Raw genomic sequence first — 21,429 nt, forward strand, 5'->3', positions numbered from 1 at the left:
CCCCCACCTCCCCCACACCCCGCGCCTGTTCAACGGAGACCTCGCGTGACCACCCAACTCCTCGCCGCCCCGCTCCCGCACACCTCCAGCGACGGCGTCCTGCTGCTCGCGGTGCTGCTCGGCATCGGCGTCATCGTGCTGCTGATCACCCGCTTCAAGCTGCACCCCTTCCTCGCCCTGATCCTCGGCTCCGGCGTGCTCGCCGCCGTCGCGGGCGCCCCCTTCGACAAGCTGCTCTCCAGCTTCTCGGCCGGCTTCGGCTCCACCGTGGCCAGCGTCGGCCTGCTGATCGGCCTCGGGGCCATGCTCGGCAAGCTGCTCGCCGACTCCGGCGGGGCGGACATCGTCGCCGACACCGTGCTGCGCCGCTCCTCCAAGCGCATGCTGCCCTGGTCGATGGCGCTGATCGCCGCCGTGCTCGGCCTGCCGCTGTTCTTCGAGGTCGGGGTGGTGCTGCTGATCCCGATCGTGATCCTGGTCGCCCGGCGCGGGAACGTCCCGCTGATCCGCCTCGGCATCCCCGCGCTGGCCGGGCTCTCCGTGCTGCACGGCCTGGTGCCCCCGCACCCGGGCCCGCTGGTCGCCGTCGACGCCCTCAAGGCGGACCTCGGCGTCACCCTGGCGCTCGGCCTGCTGATCGCGGTGCCCACCCTGATCGTGGCCGGCCCGCTGTTCGCCCGCTTCGCCGAGCGCTGGGTCGGCCCGCTGGAGCTGCCCCCGGCCCCGCCCGCCACCGAGAAGCCCGAGCGCACCCCCTCCTTCGCCGCCGTCCTCACCACCATCCTGCTGCCGGTGGTCCTGATGCTCGGCAAGGCCTTGGCCGACGTGGTCATCGACGACCCCAAGGCGATGCCCCAGCGGATCGCCGACTTCATCGGCTCCCCGCTGATCGCACTGCTCGCCGCCACCCTGCTCGGCATGGTCACCCTCGGCCGGGCGGCCGGCTTCACCAAGGCCCGGATCTCCACCACCATGGAGAAGTCGCTCGCCCCGATCGCCGGCATCGTCTTCATCGTCGGCGCGGGCGGCGGCTTCAAGCAGACCCTGATCGACGTCGGCGTCGGGGACGCCGTCAGCTCCTGGTCGGCCAAGTGGCACATCTCGGCCCTGCTGCTCGGCTGGCTGATCGCCGTGCTGATCCGCCTGGCCACCGGCTCCGCCACCGTCGCCACCATCACCGCCGCCGGCATCGTCGCCCCGCTGGCCGCCGACCTCTCCACCACCCACGCCGCCCTGCTGGTGCTCGCCATCGGCGCCGGCTCGCTCTTCCTCTCGCACGTCAACGACGCGGGCTTCTGGCTGGTGAAGGAGTACTTCGGCATGACGGTCGGTCAGACCCTCAAGTCCTGGTCGGTGATGGAGACCCTGATCTCGGTCACCGCGATCTGCCTGATCCTCCCGCTGAGCCTGATCATCTAGCCCGGCCGGGCCATGGACGGCCGCCACCCTCCGCTGGAAGGGTGGCGGCCGTCCGGTGTTTCCACGGGGGAGGGGCGTACGTGTCCGCGAGGTACTGGGATCCGGTCCCGGCGGCTCTCCGGGAGGTCGCCCGGGAGGGCGACCCGTTCGACGGCCGCTGGGCCGAACGCAACTGGCGCGGTGTCCCGGGCCCGTTCTACGGCACCGTCCGGGAGGCCGACTCCCCGCCGCGCGACGCCGCCGAGCTGCTCGCCCACGAGGAGCGGGTGGTGGCCGACCTGGTCTACCGTCAGCCCACCGACGTCCTGCAGGTCCAGAGCCTGGTCGCCGAGGTCCGCAAGCACCCCGACCGCCACTACGCGATGGACGGCGACCAGCACTGGACCCCGGCCGCCGTCCGGGCCTGGTGGTACGAGCGCGGTCGGGTCAAGGAGTGGGCCCTCAAGGCCGCCGCGCACCGCGCCGGCACCGGCGACCGGGAGCAGGACCAGCTGGTCCAGGAGCTGCGCGGCTACGTCGACTACATCGACCAGCTGCTCCAGGAGGACCTGCGCGGCTACCTGTTCTGGCTGGAGGAGCGCCGCCTCCCCGAGCGCTGCGACCGGCTGCCTCTGCTGGTGAAGCAGACCCGCCGCCTGCCCCCGCCGCGCTCCGCGGACGAGGCCGCCGTGGTGGCCGGCTACCTGGTGGTCGAACCGGAGGGGGACGAGGTCTCCGTCGCCGCCTGCCGGGTCGGCCAACTGCCGCGGGACGACCACTGGTTCTCCTCCCGGGAGGCCGCGCTGGCGGCCTGCGCCCGGCTGCGGATCGGGCCGCCGGCCCGGCTGCTCGGACTGCTGGTGACCCCCGGTCAGGCGAAGGTGCTGGCCAGGGCGGTCCGCAAGGCCGACGGCGATGACCCGGTGCTGCTCGCCAACCTCGCCTCCCCGCCCGCCCTCGACGAGGGCGGCACCCGCCTCGGCTGGGAGGTGATCGGCTACGACGCCGGCCACCTGCACACCTGGCGCTGCCACGACCCGTCCGGGGACGCCCTCGCCGAACTCGGCGTCCGCACCGGCCCGGACGGCCTGTTCGCCGGCCTGGCCGACGCGGAGCGGGTCGCGGCCGTGCTCAACGGGTGGGCCGCCGACCGGCCCGCCATCTGGTTCGCGGGCGAGGTGCTCGGCTGGCCCGGTCCCGCGAAGGCCGCCGCCGACGGGCCCGGCTCCTGGCGGAACCGACTGCGCCGCTGAACGCCGGAACGGCCCGCCCCCCGTGGCAAGGGGCGGGCCGTTCCGGCCGTACTGACGGTGCCTTACTTCTTGCCGCGCTTCGCCAGGAAGGCGTCCACCTCGGCCCGGATCTCCGGGGTGTCGAGCCCACGGACCGTCATGGTGGTGCGGCGGCGCAGCACGTCGTCCGCGGTGTACGCCCACTCGTTGTCCGCGGCGTACGCGACCTGGGCCCAGACGTCCGGGCCGTCGGCGTGGATCGGCTCGCCGAGCTCGGGGTTCTCCGCGATCAGGTGGGCGATCTCGAAGGAGAGGGTGCCGTAGTGCGAGGCCAGGTGCTTGGCCACCAGCGGCTCCATCCGTGAGCCGGGCTCGCGGTCCACGAGCAGGCGGTGGGCCACCGCGTTCGGGGCGCCGACGCCGGGCAGCGGGACGGTGGCCGGGATCGGGGACATGTCCTCGCGCAGACCGGTGCCGGGCACGTGGGCCAGCTTCTCCAGGACGGTGCGGCCGATGTGACGGTACGTCGTCCACTTGCCGCCGGCCACCGAGAGCATGCCGCCCCGGCCCTCGGTGACGACCGTCTCGCGCTTGGCGGCGGCGGTGTCGCCCGGGCCGCCGGGCAGCACGCGCAGGCCGGCGAAGGCGTAGGTGATCAGGTCGCGGTCCAGGTGCTCGTCGCGGATCGCGTGGCCGGCCTCGCCCATGATCTGGTCGATGTCGGCCTCGGTGGCGCGCACGTCGCGCGGGTCACCGGTGTACTCCTCGTCGGTGGTGCCGAGCAGGACGTGGTCCTCCCACGGGATCGCGAACGACACGCGGTACTTGTCGATCGGGATGGTGAGCGCCGCGCGCCACGGGGTGCGCCGCTTGACCACCACGTGCGCGCCCTTGGACAGGCGGATGGACGGGGCGGCGCCCTTGTCCTCCATCTGGCGCAGGTGGTCGACCCACGGGCCGGTGGCGTTGAGCACCAGGCGCGCGTTGACGCCGAACTCGGTGCCGTCCAGACGGTCCTTCAGCTCGGCACCGGTCACCCGGCCGCCGGTGAAGCGCAGTCCGGTCACCTCGGCGTGGTTGAGCACCACGGCCCCGGCCTCGACCGCCGCGCGCACCGTCATCACGGCGACCCGGGAGTCGTTCATCTGGTGGTCGCCGTAGACGGCGACCGAGCGCAGGCCCTCGGTGCGCAGCGCGGGCACCTGCTGGGCGGCGTGCGCGGCGGTGGAGACCCGGCCCATGCCGTCGCGGAAGGCGGAGAGCGCGGAGTAGAGGAAGACGCCGGCGCCGAGCTTGGTGGCGCCGTGCGGGCCGCCCTTGTAGACCGGCACGAAGAAGGTCAGCGGGTTGACCAGGTGCGGGGCCACGTCGGTGGAGAGGACGCGGCGCTCCTTGTGGTTCTCCGCGACCAGCTTGACCGCGCCGGTCTGCAGGTAGCGCAGACCGCCGTGGACCAGCTTGGAGGAGGCGGAGGAGGTGGCGCCGGCGAAGTCGCCCGCGTCCACCATGGCGACCTTGAGGCCCGACTGGGCGGCGGTCCAGGCGGTGGCGGTGCCGAGGATGCCGCCGCCGATCACCAGGAGGTCGTAGGTGGCCTTGCCCAGCAGCTCGCGGGCCTCGGCGCGGGAGGCGGTACGTCCGGTGGTGTAGCCGGCGCCCAGGGTCGGGATGGAAGCCATGGTGTGTGTTGCGGTGCCGGTGCGGGCGGCGCCGCGTCTCCTCTCGTAGTACTGCGCTGCGGCCTCCTGCTGAGAGGCCGTCAAGAAACGACGCTGGCCGGTCGGGGCCGCTGCGGCCCCGACCGGCGTGACGGTCAGCTCTCCTCGTCCTCCTCCACCCAACCCATGGTGCGCTCCACGGCCTTGAGCCACTTCTTGTACTCCCGCTCGCGGGTGGCCTCGTCCATCCGGGGGGTCCACTCGGCGGCGCGGTGCCAGTTGGCCCGCAGGGTGTCCAGGTCCGGCCAGAAGCCGACCGCGAGGCCGGCCGCGTAGGCCGCGCCAAGCGCGGTGGTCTCGGCCACGTAGGGCCGCTCGACCGGGGCGTCCAGGACGTCCGCGATGTTCTGCATGAGCAGGTTGTTGGAGGTCATCCCACCGTCCACCTTGAGGGCGGTGAGCTCCACGCCGGAGTCCTTCTGCATGGCGTCGACGACCTCGCGGGTCTGCCAGGCGGTGGCCTCCAGCACGGCGCGGGCCAGGTGGCCCTTGGTCACGTACCGGGTCAGACCGGCGATCACACCGCGGGCGTCGGAGCGCCAGTACGGGGCGAACAGGCCGGAGAAGGCCGGCACGAAGTAGGCACCGCCGTTGTCGTCGACGGTCGAGGCCAGGGTCTCGATCTCGGCGGCGGTGGAGATGATGCCCAGCTGGTCGCGCAGCCACTGCACCAGCGAGCCGGTGACCGCGATCGAGCCCTCCAGGGCGTAGACCGGGGCCTGGTCGCCGATCTGGTAGCCGACGGTGGTGAGCAGGCCGTGGTACGAGTTGACGATCTTCTCGCCGGTGTTCAGCAGCAGGAAGGTGCCGGTCCCGTAGGTGGACTTGGCCTCGCCCTCGTTGAAGCAGGTCTGGCCGAACAGCGCGGCCTGCTGGTCGCCGAGCGCGGCCGCCACCGGGACGCCCTCCAGGTCGCCGACCGCGTGGCCGTAGACCTCGGCGGAGGAGCGGATCTCCGGGAGGACCTGGAGCGGGACGCCCATCGACTCGGCGATCCGCTCGTCCCAGGCCAGGGTGGCGAGGTTCATCAGCATGGTGCGGCTGGCGTTGGTCACGTCGGTGACGTGCTTGCCGCCGTTGACGCCGCCGGTGAGGTTCCAGATCACCCAGGTGTCCATGGTGCCGAACAGGATGTCGCCGGCCTCGGCGCGCTCGCGCAGGCCCTCGACGTTGTCCAGCAGCCAGCGGATCTTCGGGCCGGCGAAGTAGCTGGCCAGCGGGAGGCCGGTCTCGCGGCGGAAGCGGTCCTGGCCGACGTTGCGGCCCAGCTCGCGGCAGAGCGCCTCGGTCCGGGTGTCCTGCCAGACCAGCGCGTTGTGCACCGGCTGGCCGGTGTTCTTGTCCCACAGCACGGTGGTCTCGCGCTGGTTGGTGATGCCGATGGCGCGAATGTCGTCCTTGGTCAGTCCGGCCTTCTCCAGCGCGCCGCGGACCACGGACTGCACCCGGGTCCAGATCTCGGCGGCGTCGTGCTCGACGTAGCCGGGCTGCGGGAAGATCTGGCTGTGCTCCTGCTGGTCGACGGCGACGATCCGGCCGTCCTCGCCGAAGATGATGCAGCGGCTGGAGGTGGTGCCCTGGTCGATCGCGGCGACGTAGTTGCCAGTGGAGGTCATGGAGGGTCCTCGGCTCGAATGGGGGTTCGGGAAGATCGGACTGACGAGTGGTCAGTCCCCGTGCTCAGGAGTGGGGCAAACCAACAGGCTGTCAGAACGCCAGGTGGTAGAAGCCGCCGGCCAGCAGGCCGCCGATGACGGGGCCGGCCACCGGCACCCAGGCGTAGGACCAGTCGGAGCCGCCCTTGTGCGGGATGGGCAGCAGGGCGTGCACGATGCGCGGGCCCAGGTCACGGGCCGGGTTGATGGCGTAGCCGGTCGGGCCGCCCAGCGAGAGGCCGATGCCGACCACGGTGAAGGCCACGATCAGGATGCCGGTGCCGGACAGGCCCAGGCCCTTGGTCAGGCCCTGGGTGAGGATGGCCAGGCAGAGCACGAAGGTGCCGATGATCTCGGTGAGCAGGTTCTGCACCGGGTTCCGGACCTCGGGGCCGGTGGCGAAGATGCCCAGGGTGGGGGCGTCGTTCGCCTGGAACTGGCCGAGGTAGGTGACCCAGACCAGGGCGGCGCCGATCATCGCGCCGAGCAGCTGGCTGCCGAGGTAGAGCGGGACCTTGCCCCACTCGCCGGTGTCGGCGGCGATCGCCAGCGTGACGGCGGGGTTCAGGTGGGCGCCGGACTTCGGGGCGGACATGTAGGCGGCGATCATCACCGCGAAGCCCCAGCCGAAGGTGATGGCGAGCCAGCCGGCGTTGACGGCCTTGGACTTCTTGAGGGTCACTGCGGCGCAGACGCCGCCGCCCAGGAGTATCAGTGCGGCGGTGCCGAGGGTTTCGCCGACAAAGATGTCGCCGTTGGTGAACGCGGACACAAAGGACTCCTTCGTCCGTGACCGGAGCAGGTGGGGGAGGTGCACGTTCCCGTCCCGGGGTCGTGCGCTGACGGGTGGCGTTCCGGTCGCTCCGGACACCGTTCGACAATGTCGACCGTCATGCGGAAGCTTCCCCCTGTGGTCGCCCCCGCGTCAAGGGCGGGTGACCGACCTGTGATCCATCACTCACGGTGATCCCCCGGTGCCGGGGAAATCAGCACCCTTGTCACCGGAAAAGCGGACAAAACGCAGAGGCGCGGGCAGGAATCAACCTGCCCGCGCCTGCGGGAAGCTCACGAAGCGTCAGATGTGACCGCTGGAAACGCCCGGCTAGAAACGCCCGGCACCCAGGTCCCGGGAGATGGCCCGGGCCGCGCTGCGCACCGAGGCCACCAGGGAGGGCTTCACGAACCCGTCCTCGCAGACGCGCTCCACCGCCCCGCTGATGCACACCGCCCCCACCGGATTGCGCCGGCGGTCCTGGATCAGCGCGCCGATCGAGGCCACGCCGTCCCAGGTCTCCTCCACCGCCGCGGCCCAGCCCCGCTCCCTGGTCAGCGCCGCCTCGGCGTCGATGTCCGCCAGGTCGGTGAGCGTGCGCGAGGTGTACGACTCCAACGGCCCGTCGCCCAGCTCGCCCCGGGCCACCGGGTCGTACGCCAGCAGCACCTTGCCGAGCGCGGTGGAGTGCAGCGGCTGCATCGAGCCCACCTCCAGCACCTGCCGGGTGTCGTCCGGGCGGAACACGTGGTGCACGATCAGCACGCCCTGCTGGTGCAGCACCCCGAGGTAGACCGTCTCCCCGCTGGCCCGGGCCAGGTCGTCGGCCCAGACCAGCGCCCTGGCCCGCAGCTCGTGCACGTCCAGGTAGCTCTGCCCGAGCCGGAGCAGCTCGGCGCCCAGCTGGTACTTCCCGCTCTCCGGGTCCTGCTCGACGAACCCCTCCTGCTGGAGGGTGCGCAGGATGCCGTGCGCGGTGCCCTTGGCCAGGTCCAGCGCGGTGGCCACCTCCGACAGGCCCAGCCGCCGTTCGCCACCGGCCAGCAGCCGCATGATCGCGGCAGCCCGGGAGAGCGACTGGATCGGCCCTGGCATGTGTACCTCCGCTGACAGGCGGTCGACATTGTCGACCGCAGTGGTATCGCCCCGAGTCTGCCAGGCCGACGGCCGGGCGCGCACGTTCTCCGTCAGCGACTGTCAGTTCCGTCGGTCACGTCGGCCTCCCGCACCACCCGGGCGAGCGCCGCGATCTCCGCCGGGCCGACCCGGCAGCACCCTCCCACCAGCCGGGCCCCGTCCGCCAGCCACTGCGCCACGCGTTCGGGCACGAAGGTCGAACCGCCCCGCCAGTCGCGGGCTCCGGCGTCCCAGCCCTCACCGCTGTTCGGGTAGACCACGACCGGCTTCCCGGCCGCCTCCGCCACCACCTTCACCGCACGGTCCGCGTCCTGGGGCGAGCAGCAGTTCACCCCGACCGCCACCACCTCCGGCACCCCGGCCGCCGGCGCCGCGGCCTCCGCCAGCGGCTGCCCCGCCCTGGTCCGCTCCCCGTCGACCGAGAACGACAGCCAGGCCGGCACCCCCAGCCCGTCCAGCACCCGCAGCACCGCCTCGGCCTCCACGGCGTCCGGCACCGTCTCCACCGCCAGCACGTCCGGCCCGGCCGCCGCCAGCACCTCCAGCCGCGGCCCGTGGAAGTCCACCAGCTGACCGACCGTCAACCCGTACCGCCCCCGGTACTCCGACCCGTCCGCCAGCACCGCCCCGTACGGCCCCACCGAGGCCGCCACCCACTCCGGCCCCGCCGCCCGGGCCAGCGCCACGCTCTCCCCGAGCAGCCGCACGGCCTCCTCGGGCTCGACCCCCCGCCGGGCGAAGCCCTCGAAGCTCGCCTGGTAGCTGGAGGTGATGACCACCTGGGCGCCGGCCTCGACGTACGCCCGGTGCGCCGCCGTCAACGCCGCCGGATCGTCCGCCAGCAGCCGCGCCGACCACAGCTCGTCCGAGAGGTCCTGCCCCGCGTCCGCCAACTGGTTCGACAGCCCCCCGTCCAGCACCAGCGGCCCCGCCGCCAACGCCCGCACGAACGCGTTCCCCACTGTCCTCACCCTCCGTACGCCGACCACCGCACGCTACAACGCGCAAGATCGCCGACGGATGCCCGTCCCGTCCCGCGAGACACTGACGCACCGTCACCCGCTCCGACTAGCATCCAGCCATGACAGGCCCCTTCACGCACTGCCACTGGTGCGGCACCCCGTACGCGCCCGGCACCACCACCTGGCCGCGCACCTGCCCCGGCTGCGGCGAGATCAGCTACCGCAACCCGCTGCCGGTCGCCGTCGCCCTCCAGCCCGTCGAGCAGCCGGACGGCACCCGCGCCCTGCTCGTCATCCGCCGCACCATCGAGCCCGGCTACGGCGAGCTCGCCCTCCCCGGCGGCTACATCGACTACGGCGAGAACTGGCAGACCGGCGCCGCCCGCGAACTCCGCGAGGAGGCCGGCCTGGAGGTCGACCCCGCCCAGGCCCGGCTGGCCGACACCGGCAGCGACGAGCGCGGCGCCTTCCTGATGCTCTTCGCCCTCTTCCCGCCGCGCACCCTCGACTCGCTGCCGCCGTCCGTCCCCACCGACGAGACGGACGGCTGGCACCTGCTCACCCTGCCGACCAGGCTGGCCTTCCCGCTGCACACCCAGATCGCCGAGGCCTGGTTCAAGGGCGCCTACGACTGACCGGCGGCCGGGCTCTGCACGGGGCTGCGCACCTGGCTCTGGGCGGGGCTCTGCTGCTGGCCCTGGCTCTGCTGTCCCTGACTCTGCTGGGCCGGGCTCTGCACCTGCCGCTGGCTCGCACCGCCCGACGGCGACGCCGCCTTGCTCTGCGCCGCCGAGCCCGACCCGGACCCGGCTCCGGACGGCGCGCCGGACTGCTGCTGCCCGACCGACGGCGAACCCGACCGGCCGGAGGGCGAGGAGGACGGGGCCCCGGGGGACTGCGAGCCAGGCGAGGCGGAGCCCGACCCGGACGGCGAACCCGAGGACGAGCCCGAGGACGACGCGGAGCCGGAGGCCGACGGCGAACCCACCCCGTGCGCGTACGACTGCCCGCTCGACGGGTCCACCACCGTCACGTCCTTCAGCGGCGACGGCGCCGGGCTCACCACCACGGTGTCCTGCGGCTTGAACGCCGGCCACGGCGTCCCCGAGTACGCCGGCGGCACCGCCAGCGCGGCCGGCGGCAGCAGCGGATTGCCGCAGGCGCACCGCACCCGGGGCAGCCCGCGCCCGTCGATCAGCACCGCCGTCCCGCTCTGCAGCACCGACTGGTACGGGGTGGCCACGCCGTTGGCGAAACCGTGGTTGGTCACCCGGGTGTCCGAACGCAGCACCACCGGGGTGAGCGAGCGCAGGTAGGGGTCGATGGTGGACGGGTCGATGCCCAGCACCCCGGCCCAGGCCCTGCCCTTGGCCTGATCCGACGTCAGGAAGGCCGACAGCTTCGGCACGTCGCAGCTGGCCGTCTGCCGGCTGCCCCCGTACAGGCCCGGGTCCGAACCCGTGACCGTCCGGCCCGTCGCCGACCCCGAGGCGCTCGCCGCCCCGGAAGCCGTCGCGCTCTCCGACATCGCCACCACCGCCACCGACCCGGTGAACGGATCGGGCCCGGACGCCGCCACCGGCTGCAACGCCACCTGCGGCGCGGCCTCGGTCTTGGTGTCCTTCCCGCCCCCGTTGGTCAGCACCACCGTCAGCACCGCGGCCCCCGCCGCCACGGCCACCACCGCCAACCCCTTCGGCCCCCGCCACCACGGCCTGCGCCCGCCCCCGCCACCCCCGGCCGGCACCAACCGCCGCCCCCCGTCCCCGGGCGGCCCGACGCCTGACGCCCCGCCACCCGACGGCCCGTCACCCGAGGGCGGCCCTCCGTTCGGCCCCGACAGCGGCCCGGACGGCGGCCCCGACACCACCCCGCCGGACGAGGCTCCCGACCCCGCGGCGGACCCGGCACCGCTCGGCGGCTCCACCGGCGGGGTCGCCCCGACCTCCGTGGGCGGCCCGCCCGCCGACGGACGGGGCATCGCGGGCTCGGTCGGCGACGGCCCGCCACCCCCCGAAGGCGGACCCGAGTACGGACCGGTGGGTTCGGACGGCGGTTGGGAGCTCACGAGCTGCCTCCAAGGGCTGCGCTTCTGCCTTCCCCCGCCGCTCATTCTCGACCCGCCCACCCCACCCGTCGCGCCGACCACCGCCGTCCGTGGTGACCCCGGTGGCCCCGTGCCCCCTGGCGTCACCGCTTCCGGCTCGCCGACCGTGCGCGCCCGGCCGAAGCTGAGGTGATCAGGGAACCCCCGTCCACCGGGAGCCGCCATGCCGTCCCAGGCCGGTACGCCGTCCACCGCCGCGCGCCACCTCCGTCCCTGGGCGGAGGCGCTCCTCACCGCCGTCGTGCCGCTGCTCCTGATGGCAGGCCTGGCCGCCCTCGGCCTCTGGCTGGCCGGAGCCGACTCCCTGCCCGACGGCGCGTTCCCCTCCGTGGTCGCCGCCACCGTGCTGATGGCCCTCGGCGTGCCCGTCGAGCTCAACGGCACGGCGGCCTTCGTCGCCGAGGCGCAGGGCGGCCTGGAAGCCATGCCGCTCTCCGTCACCCTGCTCGGCGCCCTCGCCACCGCCCACCTCTTCCTCCGCCCGCTGCGCCTGCGCGCCGTCGCCACCCCCGCCGAACTCGCCGCCAGAGCGGGCCGCACCGCCCTCCTCTGGCTGGTCCTGATCACCCTGCTCCGGCTCCCCGCCGAGCACAGCTTCGCCGTCCCCACCGGCGACCCCCTGCTCGACGACCTCGGCGCGGCCTTCGGCGCCGCCCCGGCCGTCGGCTTCCGCACCGCCCTGCTCCCCACCCTCGGCATCGGCCTGCTCTGGCTCGCGGGCGTCCTGCTGCTCACCCTGCTCGCCTCCCGCCGCGCACCCCTCCCGCCCGCCCTGCTGCGGTACCGCTCCGCCGTCCAGCCCGCCGCCCACGCCGTGCTCACCCTGCTGCTGCTCTACGTCGCCCTGGCCGCCGTCGCCGGCCTGGTCACCGCAGCCGTGGCCGGCCACCCCCGCACCACCTTCGCCGTCCTGCTGCTGGCCCTGCCCAACCTCGCCTGGCTGGCCCTCGGCATCGGCCTCGGCGGTGCCTGGCACGGCTCGGCCCCCACCGACATCGGCCTCCCCATGCCGCCCGCCCTCGCCGAGGTCCTGCGCGTCCCCTCCGGCCAGGACGCCACCCTCGACCTCTCGACCCTCGCCGCCCACGACGGCCGCGCCTGGCTGCTCGCGGCCCTCGCCGCCGTGACGCTCCTGCTCGCCGGCTACGGCGCCGCCCGCCACACCGCCCCCGGCACCCGCCTCTGGCAGTACGCGGCCCATCTCGCCGCCGCCCTCGCCGCGGCCGCCCTGCTGCTCGGCCTGGTGACCCGGATCTCCGCCGCCCTGGGCCTGTCCCTGCTCGGCTTCGACGCGACGGGCGGCGGCGTCTCCCTCACCCCGGACCTGCTGCGCACCGTCCCGCTCGCCGCCCTCTGGGGCGCCCTGGCCGGCCTGCTCGGCGGCCTCGCCGCCCGTCGCCGCCACCCCCGCTGACGGCCCGTCACTGCTCCCGGACGAACACCGGCCACGCCCACGCGGGCGGCACCGGATCCTCCTCCACCGCCGGCACCACCGGCACCACCTCGGTCGGCGTCGGCCCCGCGGCGACCACCACCGGCCGCCCGTCGTCCGCCGCCCGCAGCGCCGCCACGAACTCCAGGCAGGAGGCGTACCGCTCCTCCGGAGTCTTCGCCAAGGCCCGCCCCAGCACCCCGTCCAGGCCCGCCGGCAGGTCCGGCCGCAGCTCGCGCACCGACGGCGCCTCGTCGTGCAGGTGCGCCCAGAGCAGCGCCAGGTCGTCCTCGCGCCGGAACGGCGGAGTCCCCGTCAGCTCCTCGTAGACCACGCACCCCAGGCTGTAGACGTCGCACCGCCCGTCCACCGGCCGCCCGGAGATCTGCTCCGGCGCCACGTAGTCCAGCGTCCCGACGAACTGCCCGACCGTGGTCAGTCCGGTCAGCGAGAGCGACTTCTTGGTGAGCCCGAAGTCGGTCAGGTAGACGTGCTCGGGGTGGTCGCTGTCCGTCCCCTCCGCCACCAGCACGTTCCCCGGCTTCACGTCCCGGTGCACCAGCTGGTGCGCGTGCGCCGCGTCCAGCGCCGAGGCCACCTGCGCGGTGATCCGCACCGCCTGCCGCACGGTGAGCGGCCCCTGACGGTCCAGCAGCGCCCGCAGGTCCCGGCCCCGCACGTAGCGCATCGCGATGTACAGCACCCCCTCCGTCTCCCCGGCCTCGTACACCGGGACGATGTGCGGGTGGTCGATCGCCGCCGCGGCCCGCGACTCGCGGGCGAAGCGCTCGCGGAACACGTCGTTGCGGGCCAGCTCCGGCGCCAGCAGCTTGACCGCCACCGTCCGCCCCAGCCGCAGGTCCTCGGCCCGGTAGACCACCGCCATCCCGCCCCGCCCGATGATCTTCTCCAGCCGGTACCCGCCGAGCTGCTGCCCGCTCAGGTCCGCCTGCGTCACCCCGTTCACGTCCGCCCCGTCCCGCCCTCGGCCGGCTCCACGGTGGCGTACGGCTGCAGCTGCGCCGCCGCGCAGTACGACCAGCGCCCCCGCTCCACGTCCAGCAGCCAGGCCGAGGGCCCGTCCAGCACCGCGCCGACCCGCAGCCCGGCCGTCCGGGCCCGGAAGTCCTCCAGGCTCAGCCGCCCGTCCGCGTACTCGTCCAGCAGCTCCCGGTAGCGGCCGATCGCCGCCTCCAGCTCGGCCAGCAGCGGCCGCGGGTCGGCCTCGGTGGCGGTGGGCCGCCCGGCGGCGGGCGGGCGCTGGGGGAGGGCCACCAGCAGGCGCCCGTCCACCCAGCAGGTCCAGCCGTTGGAGCAGACCACCCGGGCCCAGTCCCCGCTGGCGCCCGCCAGCATCACCGGCAGCAGCGCGTCCAGCCGGGCCGAGGGCCTGGACGGGTCCGGCCCCTCCCAGCTGGGCAGCCCGCCCTCGGGGACCACGTGCGTGCTGCGGAAGCCCTCCACCGCGCCCGCCTAGCCGCGCATCACGGCCGGCTCCTGCCGCCGCAGCAGCCGGAGCACCAGGAAGCCGAACACCACCGACAGCCCGAGCAGCACGCCCATGTCCAGCAGCCAGGTCGACAGCTGGTGGCGGAACAGCGGATCCGCCGTCAGCTCGCCCGGCACCGCCTGCCGCAGGTCCACCGTGGCGGCCATCGCGGCCAGTGCCCAGCGCGAGGGCACCAGCCAGGAGAGCTGGTTGAGCACCGGCACCCCGTTCAGCTGGAGCAGCGCCCCGCAGAACACCACCTGCACGATCGCCAGCAGCACCAGCAGCGGCATGGTCACCTCCTCCTTCTTCACCAGGGCGGAGACCACCAGACCGAGCATCATCGCGGTGAACGAGAGCATCGCCACCGCCAGCGTGATCTCCAGCAGCGGCGGCATCAGCACCCCGCCGCCGCCCTGCGGTCTCAGCTTCACCCCGGCCAGGCCGACCAGCGTCAGCACCACCGCCTGGACCACCGTGATCGTCCCCAGCACCACGATCTTCGACCAGAGGTACGCCGATCTGGAGAGCCCCACCGCCCGCTCCCGCTGGTAGATCGAACGCTCCTTCACCAGCTCGCGCACCGCGTTGGCCGCGCCGGTCAGCACGCCGCCCACGCACAGGATCAGCAGCCCGTTCAGCGCCGTGTCCGGGCCCAGACTGCTGCCCGCCAGCGCCCGCGCCATCGCACCCATCACGAACGGCAGCGCGATCATCACCGCCAGGAAGGTCCGGTCCGCCGTCAGCGCGTTGGCGTACCGGCGCACCAGCGTCCCGAGCTGCGACCACCAGCCCTGCGGCGGCGGCACGGGGGAGGGCACCGCGGCGGAGACCTCGGGCCGCGCCGGGCGCTCCATGGTGTCGGCGATGTACCGGCGGTGCTCGTCCGAGCCGTGGTACTGACCGGCCCAGTCCCGGGCCCGGTCCTCCTCGAAGGCCTCGAAGGCCTCCGGCCACTGCGCGAAGCCGAAGTAGTCCAGCGCCTCCCCGGGCGGCCCGAAGTACGCGATCCTCCCGCCCGGCGCCAGCATCAGCAGCCGGTCGCACAGGTCCAGGCTGAGCACGCTGTGGGTGACCACCACCACCGTCCGCCCGTCGTCCGCCAGCCCGCGCAGCATCTGCATCACCGAGCGGTCCATCCCCGGGTCCAGGCCCGAGGTCGGCTCGTCCAGGAAGAGCAGCGAGGGCTTGGTCAGCAGCTCCAGCGCCACGCTCACCCGCTTGCGCTGACCGCCCGACAGGCTGGAGATCACCTGGTCGGCCCGCTGCTCCAGCCCCAGCTCGCCGATCACCTCCTCCACCCGGGCGGCCCGCTCCTCGGGCGTGGTGTCCCCGGAGAACCGCAACTCGGCCGCGTAGCGCAGCGCCCGACGGACCGTCAGCTGGGTGTGCAGGATGTCGTCCTGCGGCACCAGCCCGATCCGCCGGCGCAGCTCCGCGTAGTCCCGGTACAGGTCACGGCCGTCGTAGCGGACCGAACCCTGGTCCGCCGGGCGCAGCCCGGTCAGCGCGTTCAGCAGGGTGGACTTGCCCGCCCCGCTCGGCCCGGCCACCGCCAGCAGGCACTTCTGCCCGACCGGGAAGGTCACCCCGTCCAGCAGCCGCCGCCCGCCCGCGACCTCCACCACCAGACCGTCCACGTCCAGGTCCACGTCCCCGGTGTCGACGAACTCCTGCAGCTCGTCCCCGACCAGGCAGAACACCGAGTGCCCGATGCCGACCAGGTCCTCCGGGCCGACCAGGGCCACCGTCACCGGCGAGCCGTTCAGGAAGGTCCCGTTGTGGCTGCCCACGTCGGCGATCTCGTACCGGCCGTCGGGTCTCGCCCGCAGCTCGGCGTGGTGCCGGGAGACCGAGAGGTCGTCCAGCACCAGGTCGTTGTCCTCGGACCGGCCGATCCGGACCACCCGCTCCGGCAGCCGCTGCACCCTGGTCGGCGGCCGGTACGAGCCGGTGATCCTGGTCAGCGCGGACGGTGCCCGCACCGTCCTGGTGGGCTCCGGCAGCGCGGCCAGCGTCGCGTACGGGCCGTCCTGCGCACTGCCGAAGCGCAGCGTGCTGCCCGGTGCCAGATCCAGATGGCTCACCCGTTCCCCGGAAGCCCAGGTCCCGTTGGTCGAGCCGGTGTCGTCGAGCGCCCAGTGGTCGCCGTCCACGTGGAGAACCGCGTGATGCCAGGACACCCGGGGATCGCTGAACACGATCTCCCCGGCGGGATCACGCCCGACGTGGTACTCGCGACCCGGGCTCATCACCTGCGAGTCGCCGTCGGTCTCCAGCAGGAGCTGCGGCGCGTAGGGCGCGAAAGTTCGCTCTCCCATACACCGATGCTAGGCCCGGGCCCCGCAGCGGGCCCGGTGACCGGAAACCCCGAGGTGGCGAAGGTGCGGGCACACCCTGGCGCGGACCGACGATCACGTGGCAGAGTCCCAGCCGACAGCGTCGTCCGGACGGGACCCACAAGGCACCCGTCCCCTGCCACCGGCCGGGAGTACACCACCGTGAGCACCCCACACCAGGACCAGCCCCTCTGGCGGCCCGACCCCGCTCGCGCCGCCGAAACCCAGATCGTCGCCTTCCAGGCCTGGGCCGCCGAGCACCACGGCGCCCCCGCCGCCCCGCTCGCGCCCGCAGCCGGCGACGACGAGGCCGCCGCCCGGTACGCCGCGCTGCACGCCTGGTCCACCGAGGACCTGTCCCGCTTCTGGCGGGCCGTCACCGAGTGGTTCGACGTCCGCTTCTCCGAGCAGCCCACCGCCGTCCTGGGCTCCGCCGCGATGCCCGGCGCCGAGTGGTTCCCCGGAGCCCGGCTCAACTACGCCGAGCACGTGCTGCGCCACGGCGAGGCCGCCGAGAACGCCGACAAGCCCGCGATCCTGCACCTGGACGAGAAGACCGCCGAGCCCGTCCCGGTCAGCTGGGCCGAGCTCCGCCGCCAGGTCGCCGCCCTCGCCGCCGCCCTGCGCGAGCGCGGCATCGCCCCCGGCGACCGCGTCGCCGGCTACCTCCCCAACATCCCGCAGGCGATCGTCGCCCTGCTCGCCAGCGCCGCCGTCGGCGCCGTCTGGACCAGCTGCGCCCCCGACTTCGGCGCCCGCAGCGTGCTCGACCGCTTCCAGCAGCTGGCCCCCGTCGCCCTGATCACCGTCGACGGCTACCACTACGGCGGCAAGGACCACGACCGCTCCGAGGTGGTCGCCGAGCTCCGCCGCGAACTGCCCACCCTGCACACCGTGGTGCACGTCCCGCTGCTCGGCACCCCCGCCCCCGAGGGCGCCCTCGCCTGGGCCGACCTGACGGCCGGTCAGACCGAGCCGGTCTTCGAGCAGGTGCCCTTCGACCACCCGCTCTGGGTGCTCTACTCCTCCGGCACCACCGGCCTGCCCAAGGCCATCGTCCAGGGCCAGGGCGGCATCCTGGTCGAGCACCTCAAGCAGGCCGGCCTCCACCTGGACCTGGGCCCCGAGGACCGCTTCCTCTGGTACACCTCCACCGGCTGGATGATGTGGAACTTCCTGGTCGCCGGCCTGCTGGTCGGATCGACCGTGGTCACCTACGACGGCAGCCCCGGCCACCCCGACACCGGCGCCTTCTGGTCCGTCGCCGCACGCACCGGCGCCACCGTCCTCGGCACCTCCGCCGCCTACGTGATCGCCAGCCGCAAGGCCGAACTCCACCCCGGCCGCGACCTCGACCTCTCCGCCGTCCGCTGCCTCGGCACCACCGGCTCCCCGCTGCCGCCCGACGGCTTCCAGTGGATCTACGACGAGGTCAAGCCGGACGTCTGGCTCGCCTCCGTCAGCGGCGGCACCGACGTCTGCTCCTGCTTCGTCGGCGGCGTCCCCACGCTCCCCGTCCACCTCGGCGAGATCCAGGCCCCCTGCCTCGGCGCCGACGTCCAGGCCTGGGACGTCCAGGGCAAGCCGCTCACCGACGCCGTCGGCGAACTGGTCGTCACCAAGCCCATCCCGTCCATGCCGGTCGGCTTCTGGGGCGACGAGGACGGCCGCCGCTACCACGACAGCTACTTCGACACCTACCCCGGCATCTGGCGCCACGGCGACTGGATCACCGCCACCTCACGCGGCACCGTGGTCATCCACGGCCGCTCCGACTCCACCCTCAACCGCCAGGGCGTCCGGATGGGCTCCTCTGACATCTACGAGGTGGTCGAGCGCCTCCCCGAGATCCGCGAGTCCCTGGTGATCGGCCTGGAGGAGGAGAACGGCGGCTACTGGATGCCGCTCTTCGTCGTCCTCGCCCCCGGCGCGGTGCTCGACTCCGACCTGACGGGTCGCATCCGCACCTCGCTGCGCACCGAACTGTCGCCCCGTCACGTCCCCGACGAGGTGATCGCCGTCGAGGGCCTCCCGCACACCCTCACCGGCAAGCGCATCGAGGTCCCGGTCAAGCGCCTCCTCGCCGGCACCCCCCTCGACCAGGCCGTCAACCCCGGCTCGGTCGACAACCTCGACCACCTGCGCTTCTTCGAGGCCCTCGGCCGCACCCGCCGCAGCTGACCCCTTCGGGGGCGCGGGCACCGTACGCGGTTGCACCGGGGGCGCGAGGAACTGCGCGAGGCGGAACGCGACGCACCTGCAACTGACCCGCCATCAGTCAGTTGCAGGTGCTGCCGTTCCCCTGCGCGCCCCGCGGCGGAGCCGCAGATCAGCAGAGCCCCGCGCCCCTGGTGGAACCACCCACGTGGTGCTACTCGCCGGAGAGCACCTGCTGCGCCGCCGCCTTGGCCTCCTCGGCCGAGTCGGCCGCACGGGCCGCCTCCGCCGCCCGCTGACACTGCGCCAGCGTGTACTTCGCCAGCGTCTCGCGCACGTACGGGATCGAGGCCGCGCCCATCGACAGGCTGGTGACACCCAGACCGGTCAGCACACAGGCCAGCAGCGGGTCGGAGGCCGCCTCGCCGCAGACGCCGCAGCTCTTGCCCTCGGCCTTGGCCGCGTCCGCCGACAGCGCCACCAGGTCGAGCAGCGCGGGCTGCCACGGGTCCTGCAGCCGGGCCAGCGCACCGACCTGACGGTCCGCCGCGAAGGTGTACTGCGCCAGGTCGTTGGTGCCCAGCGAGAGGAACTCGACCTCCTGGAGGATCGAGCGGGCCCGCAGCGCGGCCGACGGGATCTCCACCATCGCGCCGAACTTGGCCTTCAGCCCGGCCTCCCGGCACGCCTCGGCGAAGGCCTTGGCATCGGTCCGGTCCGCCACCATCGGGGCCATCACCTCGAGGTAGACCGGCAGACCCTCGGCGGCCTTGGCCAGCGCGCGCAGCTGAGTCCGCATCACCTCGGGGTTCTCCAGCAGCGTGCGCAGCCCGCGCACGCCCAGCGCCGGGTTCGGCTCGTCCGCCGGGGTGAGGAAGTCCAGCGGCTTGTCCGCACCGGCGTCCAGCGCCCGGACCACCACGCGGCCCTCGGGGAAGGCCTCCAGCACCTTGCGGTACGCCTCGACCTGCTTCTCCTCGCTCGGCGCCTTCGCCGAGTCGTCCAGGAACAGGAACTCGGTGCGGAACAGCCCGACGCCCTCGGCGCCCGCGTCCAGCGCGGCCGGCAGGTCACCCGGGCCGCCGACGTTGGCCAGCAGCGGCACCTTGTGCCCGTCCGAGGTCTGCCCCGGGCCGGAGGAGGCGGCCAGCGCGGCCTTGCGCTCGGCGGCCACCGCCCGCAGCGCGGCCTGCTTCTCCTCGCTCGGATCGGTCAGCACCTCACCCGTGGAGCCGTCCACCGCGACCATGGTGCCCTCGGGCAGCTCGCTCGCCCCGGCCAGGGCGACCACGGCCGGCACGCCCATGGCCCGGGCCAGGATGGCGCTGTGGCTGGTCGGCCCGCCCTCCTCGGTCACGAAGCCCAGCACCAGGGTCGGGTCCAGCAGCGCGGTGTCGGCCGGCGCCAGGTCCCGGGCGAAGAGCACGTACGGCTCGTCGCTGTCCGGCACGCCCGGCATCGGCACGCCGAGCAGCCGCGCCACGATCCGGTTCCGCACGTCGTCCAGGTCGGCCACCCGGCCGGCCAGGTAGTCCCCGGCCGCCGCGAGCAGCGCCCGGTACGCCGCAAAGGCGTCGTACACGCCGCGCTCGGCACTGCTGCCGACCGCGATCCGCCGGTTCACGTCGGCCATCAGCTCGGGGTCCTGCGCCATCAGCGCCTGGGCCTCCAGCACGGCCTGGGCCTCACCGCCGGCCAGGTTGCCACGGGCGATCAGGTCCGCCGCGACGGCGTCCACGGCCGCCTGGGCACGGGCCTGCTCGCGGGGTGCGTCCTCGGTCGGGATCTGGGTGGCCGGGGGCTCCAGCACGGCCGTGCCCATGTGCCGGACCTGGCCGATCGCGACACCGTGGCTGACACCTACGCCTCGCAGCGCCTGTTCCATGAGTGGGTTCCTTTCACCCGGGTGCGGGCCCGCCGTCCGGACGTGGGGTCACGGCCGGGCCGGGTACTTGCCGGCCGTCCCACCCTCTTGGTCGGGGGAGTGGGACGGCGCGGCGGTCTTACGACTTCTTGGGTGGAGCTAGTTCCAGGTGAAGAGCGCGTCGCCGCCGGCGACCTCGCCGCTCTCGGCCACCGCGGCCAGCGCGTCCGGCGCGGCCTCGAGCGCCACGATCGGGGAGATCGGCGACTTGCCGGCCTTCTCGACCTCGGCCGGGTTCCAGCGGATGACCGCCTGGCCGCGGGTGACGGTGTCGCCCTTGTTCACCAGCAGCTCGAAGCCCTCGCCGTTGAGCTGCACGGTGTCGATCCCCAGGTGGGTCAGTACCCCGTGCCCGTCCGCGTCCACCACCACGAAGGCGTGCGGGTGCATCGACACGACGACCCCGTCCACCGGAGCCACCGCCTCGGTGAGCTCCCGGACCGGGTCGATGGCGGTACCGGGGCCCACCATGGCCCCGGCGAAGACGGGGTCGGGGACGTTCGCGAGCCCGACGGCGCGACCGGCCAGCGGCGAGGTCACAGTGGTCATGGTGGGGTCCTCCCAGAGACGCGGCACAGCGAGCCGCCGCGGGCAGCGACGGTGTGATCGTTCTGAAGCCTAAATCATGCCAAGTTCGGACATTTCGCAAGCGCCTCCGAGGGTGGTTCGCGGGTGACGATCCCGCCCGACTGGCGCACAACTGCACTCGGTGCCACCCGTCACCCCTGCTGGCAGGGGCCTCGACGGCCTCAAGTGGTCTAGTCCTCTTGGTTGATGTGCCGCACTCTACGCCATGTGGGTGAGACCGGACGATCGCGCCGATCGGGGTGCATAGAGGGGTGTGAACCACGGCCGACGGGCCGAACGGGTGACCGGCCGCGCGCCTCGATTAGGCGCTCCGTCGAGGAAGGGCTATGGTTTGTCGAGTCGCCGCGAGACGGTGATGAACACCAGATGACGGGTTCGCAAAGACTTGGTGAAAACCTGGTAAACGGATCTGCTAATCTGGTGGAACGAACGAAGCGCCCGGAGGGCCCGCTGGAAGGCGGACCGAAGGAAGCCACCGTTCCTTGAGAACTCAACAGCGTGCCAAAAGTCAACGCCAGA

Annotated in this window: 17 protein-coding genes; 6 read left to right on the forward strand and 11 right to left on the reverse strand. The window is 73.7% G+C overall.

The annotated features are described in order from the left end of the window. Positions 1–45: 45 nt before the first annotated feature. Both ACWCYY_RS37005 and ACWCYY_RS37010 read left to right on the forward strand, forming a co-directional pair. Positions 46–1,419: a GntT/GntP/DsdX family permease gene (locus ACWCYY_RS37005; RefSeq protein WP_449798541.1), complete on the forward strand. Its 1,374-nt coding sequence runs from the start codon at positions 46–48 to the stop codon at positions 1,417–1,419. A gap of 80 nt (positions 1,420–1,499) precedes the next feature. Then, positions 1,500–2,651, forward strand: a complete 1,152-nt coding sequence (locus ACWCYY_RS37010) for a hypothetical protein (RefSeq protein WP_345284068.1) — start codon at positions 1,500–1,502, stop codon at positions 2,649–2,651. Between the two features lie 62 nt (positions 2,652–2,713). On the opposite strand, the gene ACWCYY_RS37015 is transcribed toward ACWCYY_RS37010, so the two are convergent. From ACWCYY_RS37015 to mmuM, 5 genes are all read right to left on the reverse strand, one after another. Continuing rightward, entirely contained in the window at positions 2,714–4,309 is a 1,596-nt protein-coding gene (locus tag ACWCYY_RS37015; RefSeq protein WP_345284101.1) for a glycerol-3-phosphate dehydrogenase/oxidase, read from the reverse strand. A 134-nt stretch (positions 4,310–4,443) separates the two neighbouring features. Continuing rightward, positions 4,444–5,964 carry a glycerol kinase GlpK gene (glpK, locus tag ACWCYY_RS37020; RefSeq protein WP_345284066.1) on the reverse strand — a complete coding sequence of 507 codons (1,521 nt, stop codon included), beginning with the start codon at positions 5,962–5,964 and terminating at the stop codon, positions 4,444–4,446. Between the two features lie 91 nt (positions 5,965–6,055). Beyond that, positions 6,056–6,775, reverse strand: coding sequence for an MIP/aquaporin family protein (locus tag ACWCYY_RS37025; protein ID WP_345284064.1), 720 nt, complete (start codon positions 6,773–6,775; stop codon positions 6,056–6,058). A gap of 330 nt (positions 6,776–7,105) precedes the next feature. Further along, positions 7,106–7,870, reverse strand: coding sequence for an IclR family transcriptional regulator (locus tag ACWCYY_RS37030; protein ID WP_345284062.1), 765 nt, complete (start codon positions 7,868–7,870; stop codon positions 7,106–7,108). Positions 7,871–7,962: 92 nt separating this feature from the next. Further along, positions 7,963–8,883 (reverse strand): homocysteine S-methyltransferase, encoded by a 921-nt coding sequence (gene mmuM, locus ACWCYY_RS37035; protein WP_380148755.1) that lies wholly within the window; start codon positions 8,881–8,883, stop codon positions 7,963–7,965. 110 nt (positions 8,884–8,993) lie between these two features. Here mmuM and ACWCYY_RS37040 point away from each other — a divergent pair, with 110 nt between their 5' ends. Then, a complete protein-coding gene (locus tag ACWCYY_RS37040) occupies positions 8,994–9,509 on the forward strand; it encodes an NUDIX domain-containing protein (protein ID WP_345284058.1) in 516 nt (171 codons plus the stop codon). On the opposite strand, the gene ACWCYY_RS37045 is transcribed toward ACWCYY_RS37040, so the two are convergent. Beyond that, positions 9,500–10,402: a DUF6777 domain-containing protein gene (locus tag ACWCYY_RS37045; RefSeq protein WP_380148758.1), complete on the reverse strand. Its 903-nt coding sequence runs from the start codon at positions 10,400–10,402 to the stop codon at positions 9,500–9,502. The two genes, ACWCYY_RS37040 and ACWCYY_RS37045, sit on opposite strands and share 10 nt — an antisense overlap. On the opposite strand from ACWCYY_RS37045, the gene ACWCYY_RS37050 reads away from it, so the two are divergent. Further along, a complete protein-coding gene (locus tag ACWCYY_RS37050; RefSeq protein ID WP_380148759.1) occupies positions 10,335–11,114 on the forward strand; it encodes a hypothetical protein in 780 nt (259 codons plus the stop codon). The two genes, ACWCYY_RS37045 and ACWCYY_RS37050, sit on opposite strands and share 68 nt — an antisense overlap. A 30-nt stretch (positions 11,115–11,144) precedes the next feature. Continuing rightward, on the forward strand, positions 11,145–12,395 hold the full coding sequence (locus ACWCYY_RS37055) for a streptophobe family protein (RefSeq protein WP_380148761.1): 1,251 nt from the start codon (positions 11,145–11,147) through the stop codon (positions 12,393–12,395). Positions 12,396–12,402: 7 nt separating this feature from the next. Here the strand turns inward: ACWCYY_RS37055 and ACWCYY_RS37060 are convergent, their stop codons facing one another. Genes ACWCYY_RS37060 through ACWCYY_RS37070 form a run of 3 tightly spaced genes read right to left on the reverse strand, consistent with a single transcriptional unit; the run spans position 12,403 to position 16,223 of the window. Further along, positions 12,403–13,380: a serine/threonine-protein kinase gene (locus ACWCYY_RS37060; protein WP_380148763.1), complete on the reverse strand. Its 978-nt coding sequence runs from the start codon at positions 13,378–13,380 to the stop codon at positions 12,403–12,405. Beyond that, positions 13,377–13,877, reverse strand: coding sequence for a hypothetical protein (locus ACWCYY_RS37065; protein ID WP_380148765.1), 501 nt, complete (start codon positions 13,875–13,877; stop codon positions 13,377–13,379). Before ACWCYY_RS37065 ends, ACWCYY_RS37060 begins: the two co-directional genes overlap by 4 nt. 9 nt (positions 13,878–13,886) lie before the next feature. Beyond that, positions 13,887–16,223, reverse strand: coding sequence for an FHA domain-containing protein (locus tag ACWCYY_RS37070; RefSeq protein ID WP_449798542.1), 2,337 nt, complete (start codon positions 16,221–16,223; stop codon positions 13,887–13,889). 180 nt (positions 16,224–16,403) lie between these two features. On the opposite strand from ACWCYY_RS37070, the gene ACWCYY_RS37075 reads away from it, so the two are divergent. After that, on the forward strand, positions 16,404–18,422 hold the full coding sequence (locus tag ACWCYY_RS37075) for an acetoacetate--CoA ligase (RefSeq protein WP_449798543.1): 2,019 nt from the start codon (positions 16,404–16,406) through the stop codon (positions 18,420–18,422). A gap of 190 nt (positions 18,423–18,612) precedes the next feature. Here ACWCYY_RS37075 and ptsP read toward each other — a convergent pair whose 3' ends face one another. Both ptsP and ACWCYY_RS37085 read right to left on the reverse strand, forming a co-directional pair. Beyond that, positions 18,613–20,283, reverse strand: a complete 1,671-nt coding sequence (gene ptsP, locus ACWCYY_RS37080) for a phosphoenolpyruvate--protein phosphotransferase (RefSeq protein ID WP_449798544.1) — start codon at positions 20,281–20,283, stop codon at positions 18,613–18,615. Positions 20,284–20,421: 138 nt separating this feature from the next. After that, positions 20,422–20,871 (reverse strand): PTS sugar transporter subunit IIA, encoded by a 450-nt coding sequence (locus ACWCYY_RS37085; RefSeq protein ID WP_380148771.1) that lies wholly within the window; start codon positions 20,869–20,871, stop codon positions 20,422–20,424. Between the last annotated feature and the right edge of the window lie 558 nt (positions 20,872–21,429).

This window comes from Kitasatospora sp. NPDC001664 (assembly GCF_053596675.1).